Consider the following 16,312-nt stretch of genomic DNA (forward strand, 5'->3'; position numbering starts at 1 on the left):
GCGTGGCCGTCCACAGCGCGGCGGCGACCAACCACCACAGCAGCGTTTCGCCGGCCGCTCCCGCAAACCGGCTACTTGCCCCGGACACGGCGGTTGTGCCTCTTGATCGCCGTGACCAGTTCCGATTTCTTCATCGTCGAGCGGCCGTGAATGTCCAGCCGGCGCGCGACGTCCATCAGATGTCGCTTGCTGGCGTTGGCGTCGACACCCTCGGCGGACGGTCCCGAGTTGTTCGGGCCCCCGCCCTGCGCGCGCTTATCCGACGGGCCGCGGTTCTTCTTGGGCTCCCAGTGGTCTCCAACCTTTTCGAAACTGTGCTTGAGCGCCGCGTAGGCGACCCGGTGGGCGCGCTGCTCGCTGCCGTACTCCTTGGCGGCCGCGTCGTGCGCTTTGGCGAAGGTGCGTTGCGCCTTCGCGCTGGATCGTTGCAGCGTGCTCGGCAACTCACTTTGCTTGGCGGCGCCCCGCTTCGTCGTCTTGGGCATGAAGACCTCCAATCAGCGACTGCAGTCCGGTCTGCATACCCCCCGAACCGGTTCGGCAACCATGTCGAACCTGCCGACGACGTTTGCGGGGCCGATCACCGGGCAACCCGGATGCCGAACGATTCCGTGGATTGCTCACTGCCCGTGCCCGGTTCGTCTCGGTGTACTTCGAGGACTCGCACGACACCGAGGACGCGGCCACCAAGCTCGACCTGACCCGATGAGGCGCTGCCGTGGCGCGCGATCGCAGTCGGCGCGGGCGTGGTGGCCGCCGGCGGGACGACCCATCCGGCCGACGACGTCCGTGCTCATCCGGATTCCGCCCAATCGTCATCCTCGAAGAGGTGTCGTTGCCCGAGGCCCTCGACGGCCACCGCTTCGTAGGCGGCCTCGTCGAACAGCGGGTCGTCGAACAATGGATCATCGCGAACCGGGTCGCCGGGCCACGGCCAGTCGGCGTCGGGCGCTGGCAGGTCCTCGGGCGGCGGGCGGCGGTGGTAGTCGATGACGGCTTCGATGAAGTGGAAGGGATTGACCCGCGGCTGACCGCGCTCGCGGTGTGGCGGCGGGATCCACTCGACCCGGCCGGATTCGCCGAGCAGGGTGCGCCAGCCCTGCTCGCTGGCCATCCGATTATCCGGCGCACATGCCAGAGCGAGGGTATCGATGTCGGTTTGACCGTTGTTGGCCCAATCCTGTTCCAGATGGTGCGCCTGGGACAGGTACCCCGAGACCGTGCACCCGGGTCGGGTACAGCCGCGATCGCGTGCGTGCAACACGATGCGCTGGTCAGCCGAAGCGATGCGCTTGGTGCGACCCAGCCACAACGCTCGCCCCCGGCCGTCGAAGATACTCAGGTAGTGATACGAATGGGAGGCCATGCGCAGCAGGTCGCTCATCGGCAACAGCGATCCGCCGGCGGTGTGCGCCTTGCCGGCCCCAGCCTGCAGTTCGGCCAGCGTGGTTGAGACGATCACCGTGACCGGCAGCCCGTTGAGCCGGCCCAGATCTCCGCACGCCAGCACCGCCCGGGAAGCGGCCAGCAGCGCGTCGTGGTGGCGCTGATCGCGGGTGCGGTGATCAGCCTGGATCTGTTCTTGGCTCGGTGTCCCACTGACGCAGGGCGTTTCATCGGCGGCGTTGCACATGCCGGGCGCTCCGAGTTTGGCCAGGATCGGCTCCAGGGTGGCCCGCAACCCGGGGGTGATCTTGCCCGAAAGGGTGCTCATCCCGTCGGCGTCTTGGCGACTCAGCCGCAGCCCGCGCCGGGCCTGACGTTCCCGGTCGGTGATATCCCCGTCGGGGTTCAGCGCCGCCAACAGGTGGTCAGCCAACCGCTGAAAGGTCTCCGGGCCGAACTGTCCGGCCAAAACCGCCAGGTCGCGTTCGGCGCGCTCCCGATCCGCGGCATCGACGGCGGCCGGAATCTTCGCCATCGTCTTGCGGGCGATCGCCGTATGCTCCGGGCCGATGCGCCCGCGCGCTTGGGCGGTGGCCAACTCGGGCAGCACCGGAGCCAGCGGCTCCCCGGTCACCGCGGTGCGCGGACCGAGTTCCGCGGCCTCGGCCAACCGCCGTTGCGCCGCGGCGCTGCTGATCCGCAACCGCTCGGCCAGCGCCCTGCCCACAGAGCACTCCCGCAACGGCCCGGCATCGCCCTCGGTGACGAGCCGAGCCAGAATCTGATGATCGATAGCCGGTGCTCGCCACGCCAGCGCTTCCCGGCGGGCCAGCACGTCCACCAGCTCCTCGGTGGTCAGCGCGGCAAAGGAGCATTGTTCCAGTCGGTCATGGGCGGCCTCGGCCGCGTCGAGGCACGCCATGATGGTGTCTCGATCCGCGAATGCGTCCCTGCCCATACATCGCACACTAGTTCGACCCACCGACACAAAACGGTCCGGCTTCGGATCCCGGCGATTAAGGAAACGGTGCGAATCAACGCCGCCGCGCGGCGGCCAGCACACCGGCCCCGGCCGCACCCAGCGCGGTGGCCGCACCGGCGACCAACCCGGCGTGGCGGGCGGCCCAGAGCTGCGGGCTGTGCGCGTGCGAGGAGTCGTCGAACTGCCCCCGCGCCCCGTGGTCGCTACCGGGCTGCTGGTCGAGTGGCTCCCAAAGATTGTGCGGCGGCACACCGTCGACGCGTTCACCGGTCTGCTGCGAGTCGTAGCCGGTACGGGCCAGGTAGCGGTCCAGCAGCGGTGCGGCGACGCGCTGCGCCAGCAGGGTGGCCACAGTACTCTCACCGACCCAGTACTGCTTGCGGCGCGGATGGTCGGCGGCACGCAACACCGCCCGGGCGACCAGCTGCGGCTGATAGATCGGTGGCACCGGCTGGGGATGGCGAGGCAGCCGGGACAGCACCCAGGAGAACTGCGGGGTGTTGACCGCCGGCATCTGAACGATGGTGATGTTGACCCCGGAGCGTTCGTGCAGCAGCTCGCAGCGCACCGACTCGGTGAAGCCGTTGACGGCGTGTTTGGCACCGCAGTAGGCCGATTGCAGCGGGATCGCCCGCTCCCCCAGGGCCGAACCCACCTGCACGACGGTGCCGTGGTCCCGGGGTTTCATCTTCGCCAGCGCCACCATGGTGCCGTAGACGAAGCCGAGGTAGGAGACCTCGGTCACCCGTTTGAACTCCTCGGGCCCGATCTCGCTGAACGGCGCGAACACCGAGGCGAAGGCGACGTTGACCCAGATGTCGATCGGACCGAGTTCGGCCTCGACGCGGTCGGCGGCGGCTGCTACGGCGGCGTAGTCGGCGACGTCGATGCTGATGGGCAGCGCGGTTCCACCGGCGTCCTCGACATCGCTTGCCGCGCCCCGTAATCCGGCTTCGCCCCGCGCGAGCAGGGCCACCTTCGCGCCGCGGGCACCGAACCGTTGCGCGACGGCGCGGCCGATCCCGGCACTGGCTCCGGTGATGACGACGGTCTGAGTCATGACTGGAATCCCTTCTGCAGAACCTGCTTTCCGGCCAGCCGCTCGGCGAGCCGGGAGGCCAGCGCCATGATGGTCAGTGCCGGGTTGGCCGACCCCTGGGTCGGGCACACCGAGCCGTCGGAGAGGAACAGATTGGGCACCCCCCATACCCGGTGATCGGCGTCGACCACCGAGTTCTCCGGCGTGGTGCCCATCCGGGCGCCCCCGATCAGGTGGGCATAGCGCTGGATGGTGAGCACGTCCTGCGCGCCGGCCGCGTAGAGGATGTCGGTGATCACCTTGGTGGAGTACTCCATATTCGCCTTGTCGTTGTCGCAGCGGGTGTAGTCCATTCGGGCCACCGGGAGGCCGAAGTCGTCGGCCTCGTCGGCCAGTGTGACCCGGTTGTCGGGCAGCGGCAGTAGTTCGTTGAGGACCCCGATCGTGCTCCAGTGGTTGTAGTCGCGCATGTATTCGCGCATCGCCCGTCCCCAGTGCCCGTCGGCGAGCACGTGCTCGGCCCAGCCGATCGGCAGCGGTGAGACGGTCTGGATGGAGAACCCGCGCGCGAATCCGCGCGTGGCGTCGGTTTCGTAGAACTGCTCGCTGCTCACCTGCGGCGGCGGCGCCTTGTACATCCGCAGCTCCTCGGGCCACCGGCCGGCCGTCTGGGAGGCACCTTGGACCATGACGTACCGGCCGACCTGATCGGTGTTGTTTCCCAGCCCGTTGGGGAACCGGGAACTGGTCGAATTGAGCAGCAGCCGTGGGGTTTCGATGGAGTAGCCGGCCACCGCGACGACCTTGGCGCGCTGCAGGTGCTCGGTGCCGTCGCTGTCGAGGTAGACGACACCGCGGGCCGCACCGGTGTCGTCGAGTTCGATCCGGGCGGCCATGCTGTCGGCCCGGATCTCCACGCCGTGTGCCAGCGCGTCGGGCAGGTGAGTGACATAAGGGCTGGCTTTGGCGTTGACCTTGCAGCCCTGCAGACAGTAGCCGCGGTAGATGCAGTGCGGCCGGTTTCCGAAGGTGCCGTTGACGATCCCGACCGGACCGACCCGCATCTCGATTCCGAGATTGAGCGCGCCCTCCCACAGCTTTGACGCGGCAGCGGAGATCGGATGCGGCGAGGACGGGTAGCGGTGCGGATACCCCCACGGCCAGTTCTGTCCCGCCACCGGCAGTTCGGCCTCCAGCACTTCGTAGTGGCGGCGGATGTCCTCGTAGTCGATCGGCCAGTCCGCTCCGACCCCGTCGAGACGGTATGTCCGAAGGTCGCTGGGGTGGAACCGCGGGCAGTAGCCGGCGTAGTGCACCATCGAGCCGCCGACGCCGCGACCGGAGTTGTTCTTGCCCAGCTCGATCGGGTCGTCGCCGCCGATGATGCGTTTCTGCGTCCAGTACAGCGGGTGCGATCCGGCTTCATCGGAGACCCAGTCGGTGTCGGGGTGCCAGAACGGCCCCGCCTCGATGATCACGATCCGCCAGCCGGCCTGTGCCAGTCGCTGCGCCAGCACCGATCCGCCGGCGCCGGCCCCGACGACGACCAGGTCGACCTCGTCATCGGTCGCATACCGGCGCATCGTGTTCTCACCGGGCAACTGCCGCGATTGCACATCGAGCAGGAACCGTGAGTCATTGTCGGGTGGACCCAGCGATCCTTTGAGCAGGCCCCGCCAGAAATCGCCCACTACGAGCCCTCTTCTTGCACCAGTCTCACCGGGTCCTTGTCGGTGGCGCCACGACTCTCGGACGGTTCACGCACCGACGCCGGGCCGCTCGGTCCACCCAGCCGCATGTATCCGCGCGGGTAAGCCGGCCCACCGAATCCGATCTCGTTCCACGCCCACGGATGCGAGTAGAACGCCGTCAACGCCATGCGCATGCACACCGACCACGCCCGGCTCTCGTTCAACCGCGACCATGCGCCGCCGTACAACCCGCCGCGGGAGAACTGTTCGACCAGCGCGAGTTGGCTGGGAACCTCGGCGTCGGCGAATGACGCCCTGCCGTACCGCTGCTTGGCGGCCTCGTCCAGTCCTTGCAGCACCAGCCGCCAGGTGTCGCCGTCATCGGGCATGTCGGCGTACTGGTAGCCGTCAAGCCGGCCGTCGGCCAGTTTGGCGTCGACGAACTCGGCCACCGGCACGCGCGGGTCCTTGTCTTGTGCCAGCACGATGTCGCAGAATGCCCGCAAGGTGGGCTCCTCTGCGGCGGTGAAGAACCGCAACGGTCCCGGCGGCTCGAGCCGGGCCAGCACCACCTTGCGGGTGGCCTCGTCCCAGCTGTCCTGCGTCTCGAGCACGTCGAAATCGGGATAGCGCCCGATCATCTGCGGTGTGGTGCCGCGGCGCTGCCGGGGCAGCCAGGACGGGTGCGGGGGTTGGCGATCGGCACGCAGGTTCGGCAGATGGTCGGGGCGGGAGGTGTCGGCCATTGGCGGCGGCCCGTCAGCGTTCGCGGCGCAGCACCGCGGCCAAGAGCCCCATGCCGCCGACCATCGCCATCAGGCCGGGTGCCGCGATCGGCGGGCCCATCGGAACGTTGTAGGACGCATTCCGCCAACCGCCCGGTTTGCGGGCCACTCCGCGGGCGTGCAGGTACTCCCCGAGCAGGCCGTTGGCGGCATAAGCGCCGGCCGTCAACGGCAGCCAGCGTTTGGCCCAGCGGCGGGAGAACACCCCGCCGATGCCGGCGACCACCACCGGCGGCGTGACCAGCACCGGGCTCCACATCCACTTATTGCCGAAGCCGGCCTTGTAGTGCTCGAGATAGATCTCGGCGGTCGTCACCACCGCGGCGAACGCCGTCATCGCCGACAACGACCGCTCGAAGCGGCCGTGCGCGACGTTGCGCAGCATGTGATCGACGAGGTCGCCGGCTTCGCCGATCCATTCTGCGTGACTTCCTGCCCGCAAACCGGATTCGCCCGGGCCCAGCAACATCATCTGCCGCACTCCGTCCTCGCGTTCCTCGCGTTCGTCGATGTCCGCAGATTTGCGGCAGTACCCCGCTGCTGCAGGCACCAAACATCGAGGTTTCGACAGCGGTGGAAGCGGGAATTATCGGGGTACCGATGAATGGAGGACGGATGCGGATCGGTGGGCTGGCCGGTGCGATTGTGCTGATATGGCTGCTTATCGGCGTTTTCGCCGCATGGCAGCGAGACTATTTCCACGGGCATGAGACCAGTTGCGCGACTGCCGGAACCATTGCGGTCACCACACTGGCCGGCCCGCTGAACTATCTCGGGTTCAACCCGGTCGTGACGGATTGCCATGTACCGCAGCCCTCGTCGCAGGGTGCGGTCGTTCGGATCGTTTAACAGAAGGGATCGGTGATGATTGCACTCGGAGTGGTCTTGCTTATTCTGGCGCTCGTTCTCAAGATCAATGTGTTGTGGACGATCGGAATCATTCTGGTGGTGATCGGCGCGGCACTATGGATTCTGGGAGCGATCGGGCGTCCGGTGGCGGGTCGGCGTTACTGGTATTGACCAGCGCCGCCCCCGGCAGCGTTAAACTGACCGGGTTCTGCGGCCCGCTCGATGACGGGGGCACATGCGATGGCTGCCGCTGCCGACCACGGCTCCTTCAGTCATGTCGCGCTGTTCTACCGATCGCCGAGGGATTACGTAGCGCACCTGGTGCCGTTCCTCGCCGACAGCGCGGCCGCCCGGATCCCCGTCCTGGTGGCGGTACCCGAGCCCAATCTCTCGCTGCTGCGAGACGCCCTTCCCGGGGGGATCGCCGACTCCGTGACGATGGCGGATATGAGCCGGGTCGGACGCAATCCCGGGCACATCATCGGCGGCGTGTTCGGCGCGTTTGCTGCCCAACATCCCACCGGACCGGTGCGAATGGTCGGCGAACCGGTCTGGCAGGGCCGATCCGACCAGGAGTATCCGGCCTGTGTCCAACATGAAGCCCTGATCAACTGGGCGTTCACCGGCCGGGAGGTCACGGCTCTTTGCCCGTATGACGCAACGAATCTGGACTCCGACATCCTCCTCGACGCCGAGATCACCCATCCGCGCCTGGACGGTGCCGGGCATCCGGAGCGCATCAGCACGGCCTTCGCCCCCGAGGCGGCCTGGGCACGCTACAACGAGCCGTTGCCGAGCAGCCCGACCGCGGCGAGCTGCACCCTGACCGAACTCACCGGTCTGGCCGGCGCCCGGGCGTTCGCCGCCAAGTACGCCCGCTGGTTCGGATTCTCCGATGCCGACATCGCCGACCTGCAACTGATCGTCAACGAACTGGCCTCCAACAGCCTGCAGCACGGGCGCGGCCCGTGCACCCTGCTGCTCTGGGAGTCGGCCGGACAATTGGTCTGCCAGGCGCGCGACTCCGGCCACCTGGCGGACCCGATGGCGGGCCGACGGCCGATCACCTACGGCGACCCGCAAGGGTTCGGATTGTTCGTGGTCAACGCCACCGCGGACCTGGTGCGAATCCACACCGCAGCATCCGGGACCACGGTGCAGGCGCACCTGCGGATGAGGGAGTCAGCATGAGCGCGCCCCACCCGCCGCACCGGCCGCCAGCTTGTCCGAGCACATCCACATTGACACCGGGGTTGGAGTAGCGGGAGAAACCGATGGCCGATTTTGAACCTAAATACGCCGAGCTGCAGTCGATCTACGACATCTCCAACGAGTTCTTCGAGCTGTTCCTCGGCCCGACGATGGGCTATACCTGCGGCTACTACCCGGATCCGGACACCACCCGCGACGAGGCGCAGAACGCCAAGTTCGACCTGGCTTTGGGAAAGCTGGGACTGGAGCCCGGGATGACGTTGCTGGACATCGGCTGCGGCTGGGGCGGCGGGATGAGCCGGGCACTGGAGAAATTCGATGTCAACGTCATCGGACTGACACTCAGTGAGCGACAACGCGAATACGCCGTCGCCAAGCTGGCCCGGGTGCCCACCCGGCGCAGCGTGGAGGTGCGTCTGCAAGGCTGGGAAGAGTTCGACGAGCCGGTCGATCGCATCGTATCCATCGGCGCCTTCGAACACTTCGGGCACAACCGTTACCCCGAATTCTTCAAGACGGCCTACCGCGTTCTGCCGTCCGGCGGGGCGATGCTGTTGCACACCATCACCGCAATCACCCAGGACGACGCCCAGCGGTTGGGTCTTCCGCTGACCATGAGCCTGGTCCGATTCAACAAGTTCATCATGACCGAGATCTTCCCCGGCGGTCAGCTGCCGACAGCCGCTATGGTTGCCGACCGTGCGGCCGAAGCCGGATTCGCTGTCGCCCGCATCCACGAGATCGGCCCCAACTACGTGCGGACGCTGCAGGATTGGGCCGCCGCGCTGGCCGCCAACAAAGAGCAGGCGATCGCCGCGCAGTCCCAAGAGGTCTATGACCGTTACGACAGGTACCTCAACGGCTGCGTGCCGCTGTTCCGGGACGGCTACACCAGTGTTCACCAGTACACGCTGCGGAAGTGACGCCCCCGGCCGAGCCTTCCGGTCAGCGGTGCCGGCGCACCGGGCCTGCCCGCAGGTAGTCCTGCGATGACGAGGACTGCCGGCGGTAGGTGACGGGGATGGTGACCGGACCGGCCGCGGCGGATTGGTGGCCGCTCCGACGCAATGCGTCGTATGCGCAAAGCAGCTGCCGCAGTCGTGCGGCCGCATCATCGGGTGGTGACGAACCCGCATAGCCGGTGTCGGGGTGAAGGCTGCGCACCTTGATGCGGAACGCATGGCTGATCTGTGCCGGGGTGGCCGAATGCGGCACTCCCAGTATGTCGTAGGGATCGGGGAGTATGTCGCGGGGATCGGGGTTTTCGCTCATCACGTCACCAAGGTCGCTTACCAACTCGGTCGCTCACCAACTCCAGGACTTTCTTGCTGCGGGCCGGCGGGTCCCGCTGCCCGGGAGAGCAGGTGGGCAGCGGGGCCACGCCCGACCGCGCGGTGCTCATCGCGTCGGATCATCACCTCCCGTCATCACGCGGCGGACAGCATCGGGACCTCGGTAGCCGCCCGGAGGCGAGCGTTGCGTCGGCCAGACTCGCCGGCTGCGCCGCCGCGTATCCGACCGGCTACGAGGGCTCCCCGGTGGTGGCGCGCCACGCCGCTCGGGTGTGGCGTTACGAATGGCGAGCTCGGGGGGTCGGGACCGGGTGGCGGGCATTTCGGTGTGCACCGCCTGACAGCGCTCCGGGATCGCCGCGGCCAGCAAGCGCAGCCATTCGGCGCGCACGATGCGGTCCGCCTCCTCGAGCACCTCCGCGGTCAACGTGTCGGTGGTCATGCTGCTCACCTCCTTCACCGCGCAAACCGCCTCCCGGCCCCTCGCTATCAGGCGTTGATGGCCCGCTCGCCGTGTCCGCTGGCGACCTTGATCCGGCGCGGCTTTGCCTTCTCCGCGACCGGAATGGTCACCCGAAGCACCCCGTCCTGGTAACTGGCCTGGATGTGCTCGGCATCGAGGTTGTCGCCCAGGAAAAGCTGTCGGCTGAACACGCCGCGCGGCCGTTCCGCCGACACCATCTCGCGATTCTGATCAAGGCCCGGCCGTTCGGCGTGCACCGTCAGCACGTTGCGTTCGACATCGAGGTCCAGCGAGTCCTCCTTGATCCCCGGCAGGTCGAACTCGACGATGAACTGATCACCGTCTCGCCAGGCATCCATGGGCATGACCGCCGGCCGCGCCGCGGTGCCCAAGACCTGCTGGGTCCAGCGGTCGAGATCACGGAACGGGTCGGTACGCATCAACATCATCTCCACCTCCTCAATCTGCAGCAGATCATCTATGTCCGCTGACATAGATTTCTATATAGCACTGATGGTAGGTTAGTGCAAGAGGTTCTCCGACGAACGGAAGCGACGCACCTTGACCGAGAACATGAATGCCCGATCCGGACTCGGGGTATACAGCATCTCCGTGGCGGCAGAGTTATCCGGCGTCGGTCAGCAGACGTTGCGGCTCTACGAGCGGCGCGGCCTGCTCACGCCGGCGCGCACCTCGGGCGGCACCCGCCGTTACAGCGACGACGACCTGGCGCGGCTGCGGCGCATCGTCGAGCTGGCCGGTGTGGGGGTCAACGTGGCCGGCATCGGGGAGATCCTCGGGCTGGAAGCCCGAAACGTCCGGCTGGAATCGGACAACCACCGGCTGAAGTCGGACAACAATCGACTCAGATCGGATAACGACCAGCTGAAGTCGGACTATGCCCTACTCGTCGCGCAGCGAGCGAAGCGAGCAGGCGCAGCGCGCGAGCGCGGAACCGAAAGGGGTCATGATGATCGACGCTGAAGGACTGTCGCCGAGCGATGGCATCCCGGAGGCGGACCGCGCCGAACAGTGGCTGCCGGCCGACGTCGGCGACGAGGAGGCCGGGCTGGACCCGGCCCATCTCGAGAACATCCACGACAAGGACGCCAACCCGGCCGACGTGATCGATCAGGCGATCAGCGTTCCGCTTCCGCACGACGACTACGACATCGAGCAGTAGCGCGGCCCGGTCAGCAACGCGGCCCCGGTCGGACTACTCGGCGTCGGCCGGGTCGCCGTCGACGTGGCGCGACGACGGGTCACGCCGCCGATGGCTGGTGTCGCACAGCGGGTAGGTGCGGCTGCGCCCGCAGGCACAGATCGCGACCATGAACCGATCCGATTCCACGACGCCGCCGGGTGTCTCGATGCGCACCGGCCCGGCGACCAGCACCGGACCGTTTCGCACCGGCTGTACCAGGTGGGGCTGCTGCTCACTCACGGCTTGTCCGCCCGTATCACGACCAGTTGCTCCTCGCGGCAACCGCGGGGCATTCGGCCGGTTCGTTCCAGCCAGTCGGCACGCGCGGACAGCACCGGGCCGAACGGGATCCACCGGGTAGCCACGATGTCCGCATCCAGGCCGCTATCCCGCAACGCTTTCAGCGATCGGCCGGCATCGGCCAGCGCGGACTGGACCAGCAACATCGATCCACCGCTGCGCAACAGCGTCGCCGCCGAGCGGCACAGTGGGTCCAGAACGATCCGGCCGTCGACGCCACCGTTCCACGACCACTCCGGACCGCCCGCCACCGGGACCGGCCCGCTGTGGCGCGGGCTGGGCACATACGGCGGATTCGACACGATCAGGTCGAACGGCTCGCAGCTCAACGCGCCGGTCCACGGCCCCTGCCGGATCTCGATGTCGACACCGGCCGCACCCGCGTTATCCCGGGCGCACCGGACCGCCCGCGGACAGATGTCGAATGCGGTGACGCTGCCGGCGCCCAGGCCGGCCGCTGCGATCGCCACCACACCGGACCCGGTGCACAGGTCCAGCACTCGGCGCCGGCGGGCCAGCCCCGACGACTCCATGACGTCGACCAATAGGTGCGAATCCTGCTGCGGCGCATAGACGCCGATCGGGGTCAGCAGTTGCGGCCGGGTAGCGTACGTGGCGATGGTGGGGTTCACCTAGCCCGTTTACCCAGCTGCAGCCGCCGACAAACGCCATTGGCCACTCCCGTAACGGGGGCACCGCACCCCATCCCGACCACTCCGGATCCCGCGGCGGCGTCGCGGCGGCCGAGCAGGTGCGCTCACTCGTCCTTGTCGCGCAAGTCGCGCACCGCCTGCTTGGCCGACTCGGTGAACTCGTGCATCTTCTGCTTGGCGCCCTTGGTGGCGACGCTGACCCGGTCCGGATCCTTGATCATCGCCTTGGCGGTGTTCTTCGCGATATCCATCCGGATCTGCGGCGGAACCGGTGCGACGTCGGGATCCACGACCACTTCGAGCACCACCGGGCCCGGCGCCGCCAGCGCCTGGTCCCAGGCGTGCCCGATGTTCTCGGGGTCATCGCAGCGGATGCCGGTCAGTCCGAGCAGCTTGGCGAACTCGGCGTATGGCACGTCCGGGATACGTTGTGTTCCATCGAATTTCGGCTCTCCGCCCATCGCCCGCTGCTCGAAGGTGACCTGGTTGAGATCCTGGTTGTTGAACACGCAGAAGATCAGCGGGCCCTTGGACAACCGATCCTTGTACCGCTTGACGGTGATCATCTCGGCCATGCCGTTCATCTGGAACACGCCGTCGCCCACCAGGGCGATCACCGGGCGGCCCGGGTGCGCCAGCTTGGCGGCGATCGCATACGGCGTGCCCGGGCCCATGGTGGCGAGGTTGCCGGCCAGTGAGGCGGCCATGCCCGGCCGCAGCCGCAGGTGCCGCGCCCACCAGTTGGCCACCGAGCCGGCATCGGTGGTGATGACGGAGTTGTCCGGCAGCCGCTTGGACAGTTCGTGCACCACCAGCTCGGGGTTGAGCGGATCGGCCTTGTCGTGGGCCCGCTTGTCGAGCACCCGCCACCACTCCTGCACTTCGCTTTCGATCTTCTCCCGCCAGGACCGGTCGTCTTTGCGCTTCAGCAGCGGGATCAGCTCTTGCAAGGTGTCTTTGGAGTCACCGATCAGATTGGCGTCCATCGGGTACCGCACGCCGATCATCCGGCCGTCGTGGTTGATCTCCACCCCGCGGCACTGCCCTTCCTTGGGCAGCCATTCGGAGTAGGGGAAGCTCGATCCGATCATGAACAAGGTGTCGGCCCCGGACATCATCGCTTCGCTGGCAGTGGAGCCGAGCAGCCCGATCGGACCGGTGACATACGGCAGGTCATCGGGCAGCGCGGCCCGTCCCAGGGCGGTCTTGGCCACTCCGGCACCCAGCAACTCGGCGACCTGCACCACCTCATCGGAGGCGTCGGCGGCGCCGGCGCCGATCAGAATCGCCACCTTCTTGGCGTCGTTGAGAATGTCGGCCGCCTTCTGCAGCTCGGGCTTCGCCGGCAACATCCGCGACCGGCTCCAGCCGACGCTGCTGTACACCGCGCCGTGCATCCGCGGCGGCGAGGGCACCGCGTCTTCCTCGGCGACGTCTTCCGGCAGGATGATGGTGGCCACCGTCCGATTCGTCAGCGCCACCTTGCACGCCCGATCCACCAGATGCCTGGCTTGCACGGGCGCCATGCAGGTTTGGATGAAGTCCGATGAGACGTCCTTGTACAGCGACATCGGGTCGATCTCCTGCTGGAACGCCGCGCCCAGCGACATCCGCTTCTGCTGACCGACGATGGCGACCACCGGCTGGTGGTCGAGTTTCGCGTCGTAGAGCCCGTTGAGCAGGTGGATCGCGCCGCCGCCGGAGGTGGCCAGGCAGCAGGCGAGTTCGCCGGTGAATTTGGCGTGCCCGGTCGCCATGAACGCGCCCATCTCCTCGTGCCGGGGCTGGATCAGCTCCGGGTCGCCGTTGGCCCGGTCTAGTGCGCCGAGCATGGAGAGGATGCCGTCCCCGGGATATCCGAAGATCCGGTGCACCCCCCACTGGCGTAGCCGGTCGATGATGAAGTCCGCGGTTTTCGGCATGGTGCGCTCCCTTCTGTCGGCAAACGGTTACCCGTCGCCCTCGTTGTCAAACAGCGCCGTCCTACAAGCGGTGCTGCCGGTCGCCGCACTGGCGGCCACGCGTAAGTCGTCGACGAACGCGCGGTAGGCCTCATCGCGCCGGTCACTGCGGTCTCACAGCACCGCCGAGGGATGCACGGTCGCCAGTACCGGCGGCCGGCACCTGGCACCGGTCGGCGGGTGCCGCAGCTCCCCGCGTCCGGTGGAGACCCGGAACGCCGCGCCCAGCAGCGATTGCGCGGCGGTGGCCCCCAGGCAGACCACCAGTTGCGGGCGCACCGCGTCGATCTCGGCGATCAGCCACGGCCGGCACGCCACCACCTCGGTTCGGCCGGGCTTCTGGTGGATCCGGCGCTTGCCTTCCCGGCGGGTGGATTTGAAGTGCTTGACCGCGTTGGTGGCATACACCAGCTGCGGGTCGATGCCCGCGTCGCGGATCGCCCGGTCCAGCAACCGCCCCGCCGGACCGACGAACGGACGGCCGGCCCGATCCTCCTGGTCGCCGGGCTGCTCACCGATGAACCAGTGGATCACCATAGACCTCGCTAGTGGAGGCCAGCACGAATCGGGCGCCGCACGCCTCGGCCAAGGCCAGCGCGGCCGCGGTGCCCTGGGCGCCGGCCCGCAACGTCGGTATCGGCAGCCGCAGATAGTCCGGCGGGGATGCCGCCGAGGCGAGGTGCAGAACTGCATCCAAGGACCCGAACCGGCGGGGGTCGGCGAACCCTTCGGAGATGTCGTGTTCGATGAACTCGAGGCCGGAAAGACGCTGTATCACAGCAAGATTGGCTTCCGAGGCGGTGGACAGGTCATCGACGCACCAGACCCGCTGCGCGCCCTCGGCGAGTAGCAGGGCGCACAACCGGCTGCCGAGGAATCCGGCTCCGCCGGTGATCAGAACACGGTTCAGCGCACGCATGGCGACCACGTCCGAATGGGCCCGATCCTGGGGATCGGGCCCTTCTCGGATCGGCGTCAAGCCTTGTTCGTCCAGACCATCACGTCCTGGACGCCGTCGTTGTAGACCACGCCTTCGGGCGGCGGGCCGGTGACGTCGAAGTAGATCTTGCCGTCGGCCGACGCGCCCTGGGCGATCGGGCCGGGGTTGATACCGCCCGGCGTGGGCACGGTGTTGATCACCCGGTAGGTGTCACTGTTGGCCGCCCGGGCGTTGAAGGCGGTGACCAGCGGGGTCACCATTCCCCGGTCCGCGCGAGCGGTCACGTCGGCCTGGTACAGCTCGCCGGCCGGCTGGTAGCCGGGGATGACCACGTTGGCCGGCTCCAGGTTGCTGACCGTGTAGGACGTCGACAGTGCGCCGTCGTTGAGCTGTTCGGGCGTGCCGAACGGCTGGATCGCCGGCTCGGCCATCGCGGTTGTCGCGGCGAAGACGCTCACCGCGGCGATTCCCGCCGCGCCGGCGGCTGTCTTGGCAGCAGTCGTGGAGAACTTCACGTCGGACTCCTTCCATCGCGAGTCGTCACCGGGGCGGCAGTCCGCCTTGCTGGAACCAACACCGCACCCGTGATCAGCAGGTACCCGGGAGCGTCGGCGGGGAAACAAATCGTGATTCGGTTGCGCGCCCTCCGAGATTTGTGGATAGTTACGAAAAGCTGGGGCGTTCAGCAGACAGCGCCGGTCAGGACGTCCTTGCATTCCTTCCTGTGATTCCAGACCGCGGCTTGCCGCTGGAACTTGGAATCAGCTCATAGCTTGTGGGTACGAGAAGGCGGGTATGCGGTGGTCGGGGATACGAATGCGCAGTTTGCGACGCCGTCGGACGACGATCTCGAGGTCCGTAGTGACCTCGATCTCGTAGTGGGCCACGGTGAGCCGCAACGCGTCGGCCGGTTCCGGTACTTTCTCGGCGAACAGCGCTGGGAGTGGTCGGACACCGTGGCGCGCATGCACGGTTATGAGCCTGGGACGGTGGTGCCCAACACCGAGTTGCTGCTGCAGCACAAGCATCCCGAGGACCGCCCGCAGGTCGCCGAGGTGCTGGACCGCGTCATCCAGGGCGAGCCGTTCAGCAGCCGGCACCGGATCGTCGACACCGCCGGGCAGGTGCACTGGGTGATCGTGGTCGGTGACCGCATGGTCGACGACGCCGGGGTGGTGACCGGCACCGCCGGTTTCTACGTCGACGTGACCGATGTGCTGCAGTCCGATGTCAGCGCCGCGGTCTCCGAGGTCGCCAAGTCCCGAGCGGTGATCGAGCAGGCCAAGGGGGTGTTGATGGCCAGCTACGGCATCTCCGCCGAACGGGCATTCGACATCCTGGTGTGGCGCTCCCAGGAGACCAACATCAAGGTGCGCGAACTCGCAGAGCGTTTTCTGGTGGCCATAAGCGGAGCCTTCAGCCCCGACTCGATCTCGTTGGTGGATCACACGCTGCTGACCGTCGACTGACGCTGCGGCGAGAAGACCACGCTGGGCATCGCCCACGGAGGTTGCCTACGCCGCCGGAGTGGGTAGCCACCTGAAGGTGGTGAGCG

Annotated in this window: 21 protein-coding genes and 1 pseudogene; 7 read left to right on the top strand and 15 right to left on the bottom strand. The window is 67.6% G+C overall.

What is annotated here, in order from left to right:
- Positions 1-71 precede the first annotated feature (71 nt).
- The 6 genes from DQP56_RS10800 to DQP56_RS10825 all read right to left on the bottom strand — a co-directional run bounded on the left by DQP56_RS10800 (position 72) and on the right by DQP56_RS10825 (position 6,355).
- The gene (locus tag DQP56_RS10800; RefSeq protein WP_112685323.1) at positions 72-485 is read right to left on the bottom strand and encodes a ChaB family protein; all 414 of its coding nucleotides are present in this window, start codon (positions 483-485) and stop codon (positions 72-74) included.
- Positions 486-793: 308 nt separating this feature from the next.
- A complete protein-coding gene (locus tag DQP56_RS10805) occupies positions 794-2,344 on the bottom strand; it encodes an HNH endonuclease signature motif containing protein (RefSeq protein ID WP_112685267.1) in 1,551 nt (516 codons plus the stop codon).
- Positions 2,345-2,420: 76 nt separating this feature from the next.
- Entirely contained in the window at positions 2,421-3,428 is a 1,008-nt protein-coding gene (locus tag DQP56_RS10810; protein ID WP_112685269.1) for an SDR family oxidoreductase, read from the bottom strand.
- Entirely contained in the window at positions 3,425-5,098 is a 1,674-nt protein-coding gene (locus DQP56_RS10815) for a GMC family oxidoreductase (RefSeq protein ID WP_112685271.1), read from the bottom strand. The genes DQP56_RS10810 and DQP56_RS10815 overlap by 4 nt, the downstream gene beginning before the upstream one ends.
- Positions 5,098-5,844, bottom strand: coding sequence for a gluconate 2-dehydrogenase subunit 3 family protein (locus DQP56_RS10820; RefSeq protein WP_112685273.1), 747 nt, complete (start codon positions 5,842-5,844; stop codon positions 5,098-5,100). Before DQP56_RS10820 ends, DQP56_RS10815 begins: the two co-directional genes overlap by 1 nt.
- 13 nt (positions 5,845-5,857) lie before the next feature.
- Complete coding sequence (locus tag DQP56_RS10825; RefSeq protein WP_112685325.1) at positions 5,858-6,355, bottom strand: hypothetical protein; 498 nt, start codon at positions 6,353-6,355, stop codon at positions 5,858-5,860.
- Between the two features lie 143 nt (positions 6,356-6,498).
- Between DQP56_RS10825 and DQP56_RS10830 the strand changes: the two genes are divergently transcribed.
- The 4 genes from DQP56_RS10830 to DQP56_RS10840 all read left to right on the top strand — a co-directional run bounded on the left by DQP56_RS10830 (position 6,499) and on the right by DQP56_RS10840 (position 8,867).
- Positions 6,499-6,732, top strand: a complete 234-nt coding sequence (locus tag DQP56_RS10830; RefSeq protein ID WP_112685275.1) for a hypothetical protein — start codon at positions 6,499-6,501, stop codon at positions 6,730-6,732.
- A gap of 15 nt (positions 6,733-6,747) precedes the next feature.
- Positions 6,748-6,903, top strand: a complete 156-nt coding sequence (locus tag DQP56_RS24695) for a hypothetical protein (protein WP_165824977.1) — start codon at positions 6,748-6,750, stop codon at positions 6,901-6,903.
- 69 nt (positions 6,904-6,972) lie between these two features.
- Entirely contained in the window at positions 6,973-7,923 is a 951-nt protein-coding gene (locus DQP56_RS10835; RefSeq protein ID WP_112685277.1) for an anti-sigma factor RsbA family regulatory protein, read from the top strand.
- Between the two features lie 83 nt (positions 7,924-8,006).
- Entirely contained in the window at positions 8,007-8,867 is an 861-nt protein-coding gene (locus DQP56_RS10840; RefSeq protein WP_112685279.1) for a cyclopropane mycolic acid synthase family methyltransferase, read from the top strand.
- 22 nt (positions 8,868-8,889) lie between these two features.
- Here DQP56_RS10840 and DQP56_RS10845 read toward each other — a convergent pair whose 3' ends face one another.
- From DQP56_RS10845 to DQP56_RS10850, 3 genes are all read right to left on the bottom strand, one after another.
- Positions 8,890-9,216 carry a J domain-containing protein gene (locus DQP56_RS10845; RefSeq protein WP_112685281.1) on the bottom strand — a complete coding sequence of 109 codons (327 nt, stop codon included), beginning with the start codon at positions 9,214-9,216 and terminating at the stop codon, positions 8,890-8,892.
- 126 nt (positions 9,217-9,342) lie between these two features.
- Positions 9,343-9,678, bottom strand: coding sequence for a hypothetical protein (locus DQP56_RS24440; RefSeq protein WP_133258921.1), 336 nt, complete (start codon positions 9,676-9,678; stop codon positions 9,343-9,345).
- A gap of 47 nt (positions 9,679-9,725) precedes the next feature.
- Positions 9,726-10,148: an Hsp20/alpha crystallin family protein gene (locus tag DQP56_RS10850; RefSeq protein ID WP_112685327.1), complete on the bottom strand. Its 423-nt coding sequence runs from the start codon at positions 10,146-10,148 to the stop codon at positions 9,726-9,728.
- 124 nt (positions 10,149-10,272) lie between these two features.
- Between DQP56_RS10850 and DQP56_RS10855 the strand changes: the two genes are divergently transcribed.
- The gene (locus DQP56_RS10855; protein WP_112685283.1) at positions 10,273-10,683 is read left to right on the top strand and encodes a MerR family transcriptional regulator; all 411 of its coding nucleotides are present in this window, start codon (positions 10,273-10,275) and stop codon (positions 10,681-10,683) included.
- On the top strand, positions 10,667-10,882 hold the full coding sequence (locus tag DQP56_RS10860) for an Rv3202a family protein (RefSeq protein ID WP_112685285.1): 216 nt from the start codon (positions 10,667-10,669) through the stop codon (positions 10,880-10,882). The genes DQP56_RS10855 and DQP56_RS10860 overlap by 17 nt, the downstream gene beginning before the upstream one ends.
- Positions 10,883-10,915: 33 nt before the next feature.
- Here DQP56_RS10860 and DQP56_RS10865 read toward each other — a convergent pair whose 3' ends face one another.
- The 6 genes and pseudogenes from DQP56_RS10865 to DQP56_RS10885 all read right to left on the bottom strand — a co-directional run bounded on the left by DQP56_RS10865 (position 10,916) and on the right by DQP56_RS10885 (position 15,272).
- Positions 10,916-11,143, bottom strand: a complete 228-nt coding sequence (locus DQP56_RS10865) for a CDGSH iron-sulfur domain-containing protein (protein WP_112685287.1) — start codon at positions 11,141-11,143, stop codon at positions 10,916-10,918.
- The gene (locus DQP56_RS10870; protein WP_165824981.1) at positions 11,140-11,823 is read right to left on the bottom strand and encodes a HemK2/MTQ2 family protein methyltransferase; all 684 of its coding nucleotides are present in this window, start codon (positions 11,821-11,823) and stop codon (positions 11,140-11,142) included. Before DQP56_RS10870 ends, DQP56_RS10865 begins: the two co-directional genes overlap by 4 nt.
- A 137-nt stretch (positions 11,824-11,960) precedes the next feature.
- A complete protein-coding gene (locus tag DQP56_RS10875; RefSeq protein ID WP_112685289.1) occupies positions 11,961-13,778 on the bottom strand; it encodes a thiamine pyrophosphate-requiring protein in 1,818 nt (605 codons plus the stop codon).
- A gap of 27 nt (positions 13,779-13,805) precedes the next feature.
- Positions 13,806-14,354, bottom strand: a pseudogene (locus DQP56_RS24700) (UdgX family uracil-DNA binding protein).
- Positions 14,329-14,736, bottom strand: a complete 408-nt coding sequence (locus DQP56_RS24705; protein ID WP_165824979.1) for an NAD-dependent epimerase/dehydratase family protein — start codon at positions 14,734-14,736, stop codon at positions 14,329-14,331. The pseudogene DQP56_RS24700 and the gene DQP56_RS24705 overlap by 26 nt, the downstream one beginning before the upstream one ends.
- 56 nt (positions 14,737-14,792) lie before the next feature.
- A complete protein-coding gene (locus DQP56_RS10885; protein ID WP_112685291.1) occupies positions 14,793-15,272 on the bottom strand; it encodes an MPT63 family protein in 480 nt (159 codons plus the stop codon).
- A 285-nt stretch (positions 15,273-15,557) separates the two neighbouring features.
- Between DQP56_RS10885 and DQP56_RS10890 the strand changes: the two genes are divergently transcribed.
- Positions 15,558-16,226 carry a PAS and ANTAR domain-containing protein gene (locus DQP56_RS10890; protein ID WP_112685293.1) on the top strand — a complete coding sequence of 223 codons (669 nt, stop codon included), beginning with the start codon at positions 15,558-15,560 and terminating at the stop codon, positions 16,224-16,226.
- Positions 16,227-16,312 lie beyond the last annotated feature (86 nt).

It is taken from the genome of Mycolicibacter senuensis, from assembly GCF_003284925.1.
In the GTDB taxonomy this organism is placed as follows: domain Bacteria; phylum Actinomycetota; class Actinomycetes; order Mycobacteriales; family Mycobacteriaceae; genus Mycobacterium; species Mycobacterium algericum_A.

Excerpts from the sequence above, each read along its gene's own strand:
- DQP56_RS10800 (WP_112685323.1), bottom strand. The coding sequence starts at position 485 with ATGCCCAAGACGACGAAGCGGGGCGCCGCCAAGCAAAGTGAGTTGCCG.
- DQP56_RS10805 (WP_112685267.1), bottom strand. The coding sequence starts at position 2,344 with ATGGGCAGGGACGCATTCGCGGATCGAGACACCATCATGGCGTGCCTC.
- DQP56_RS10810 (WP_112685269.1), bottom strand. The coding sequence starts at position 3,428 with ATGACTCAGACCGTCGTCATCACCGGAGCCAGTGCCGGGATCGGCCGC.
- DQP56_RS10820 (WP_112685273.1), bottom strand. The coding sequence starts at position 5,844 with ATGGCCGACACCTCCCGCCCCGACCATCTGCCGAACCTGCGTGCCGAT.
- DQP56_RS10825 (WP_112685325.1), bottom strand. The coding sequence starts at position 6,355 with ATGATGTTGCTGGGCCCGGGCGAATCCGGTTTGCGGGCAGGAAGTCAC.
- DQP56_RS10830 (WP_112685275.1), top strand. The coding sequence starts at position 6,499 with ATGCGGATCGGTGGGCTGGCCGGTGCGATTGTGCTGATATGGCTGCTT.
- DQP56_RS24695 (WP_165824977.1), top strand. The coding sequence starts at position 6,748 with ATGATTGCACTCGGAGTGGTCTTGCTTATTCTGGCGCTCGTTCTCAAG.
- DQP56_RS10835 (WP_112685277.1), top strand. The coding sequence starts at position 6,973 with ATGGCTGCCGCTGCCGACCACGGCTCCTTCAGTCATGTCGCGCTGTTC.
- DQP56_RS10840 (WP_112685279.1), top strand. The coding sequence starts at position 8,007 with ATGGCCGATTTTGAACCTAAATACGCCGAGCTGCAGTCGATCTACGAC.
- DQP56_RS10845 (WP_112685281.1), bottom strand. The coding sequence starts at position 9,216 with ATGAGCGAAAACCCCGATCCCCGCGACATACTCCCCGATCCCTACGAC.
- DQP56_RS24440 (WP_133258921.1), bottom strand. The coding sequence starts at position 9,678 with ATGACCACCGACACGTTGACCGCGGAGGTGCTCGAGGAGGCGGACCGC.
- DQP56_RS10850 (WP_112685327.1), bottom strand. The coding sequence starts at position 10,148 with ATGATGTTGATGCGTACCGACCCGTTCCGTGATCTCGACCGCTGGACC.
- DQP56_RS10855 (WP_112685283.1), top strand. The coding sequence starts at position 10,273 with ATGAATGCCCGATCCGGACTCGGGGTATACAGCATCTCCGTGGCGGCA.
- DQP56_RS10860 (WP_112685285.1), top strand. The coding sequence starts at position 10,667 with ATGATGATCGACGCTGAAGGACTGTCGCCGAGCGATGGCATCCCGGAG.
- DQP56_RS10875 (WP_112685289.1), bottom strand. The coding sequence starts at position 13,778 with ATGCCGAAAACCGCGGACTTCATCATCGACCGGCTACGCCAGTGGGGG.
- DQP56_RS24705 (WP_165824979.1), bottom strand. The coding sequence starts at position 14,736 with ATGCGTGCGCTGAACCGTGTTCTGATCACCGGCGGAGCCGGATTCCTC.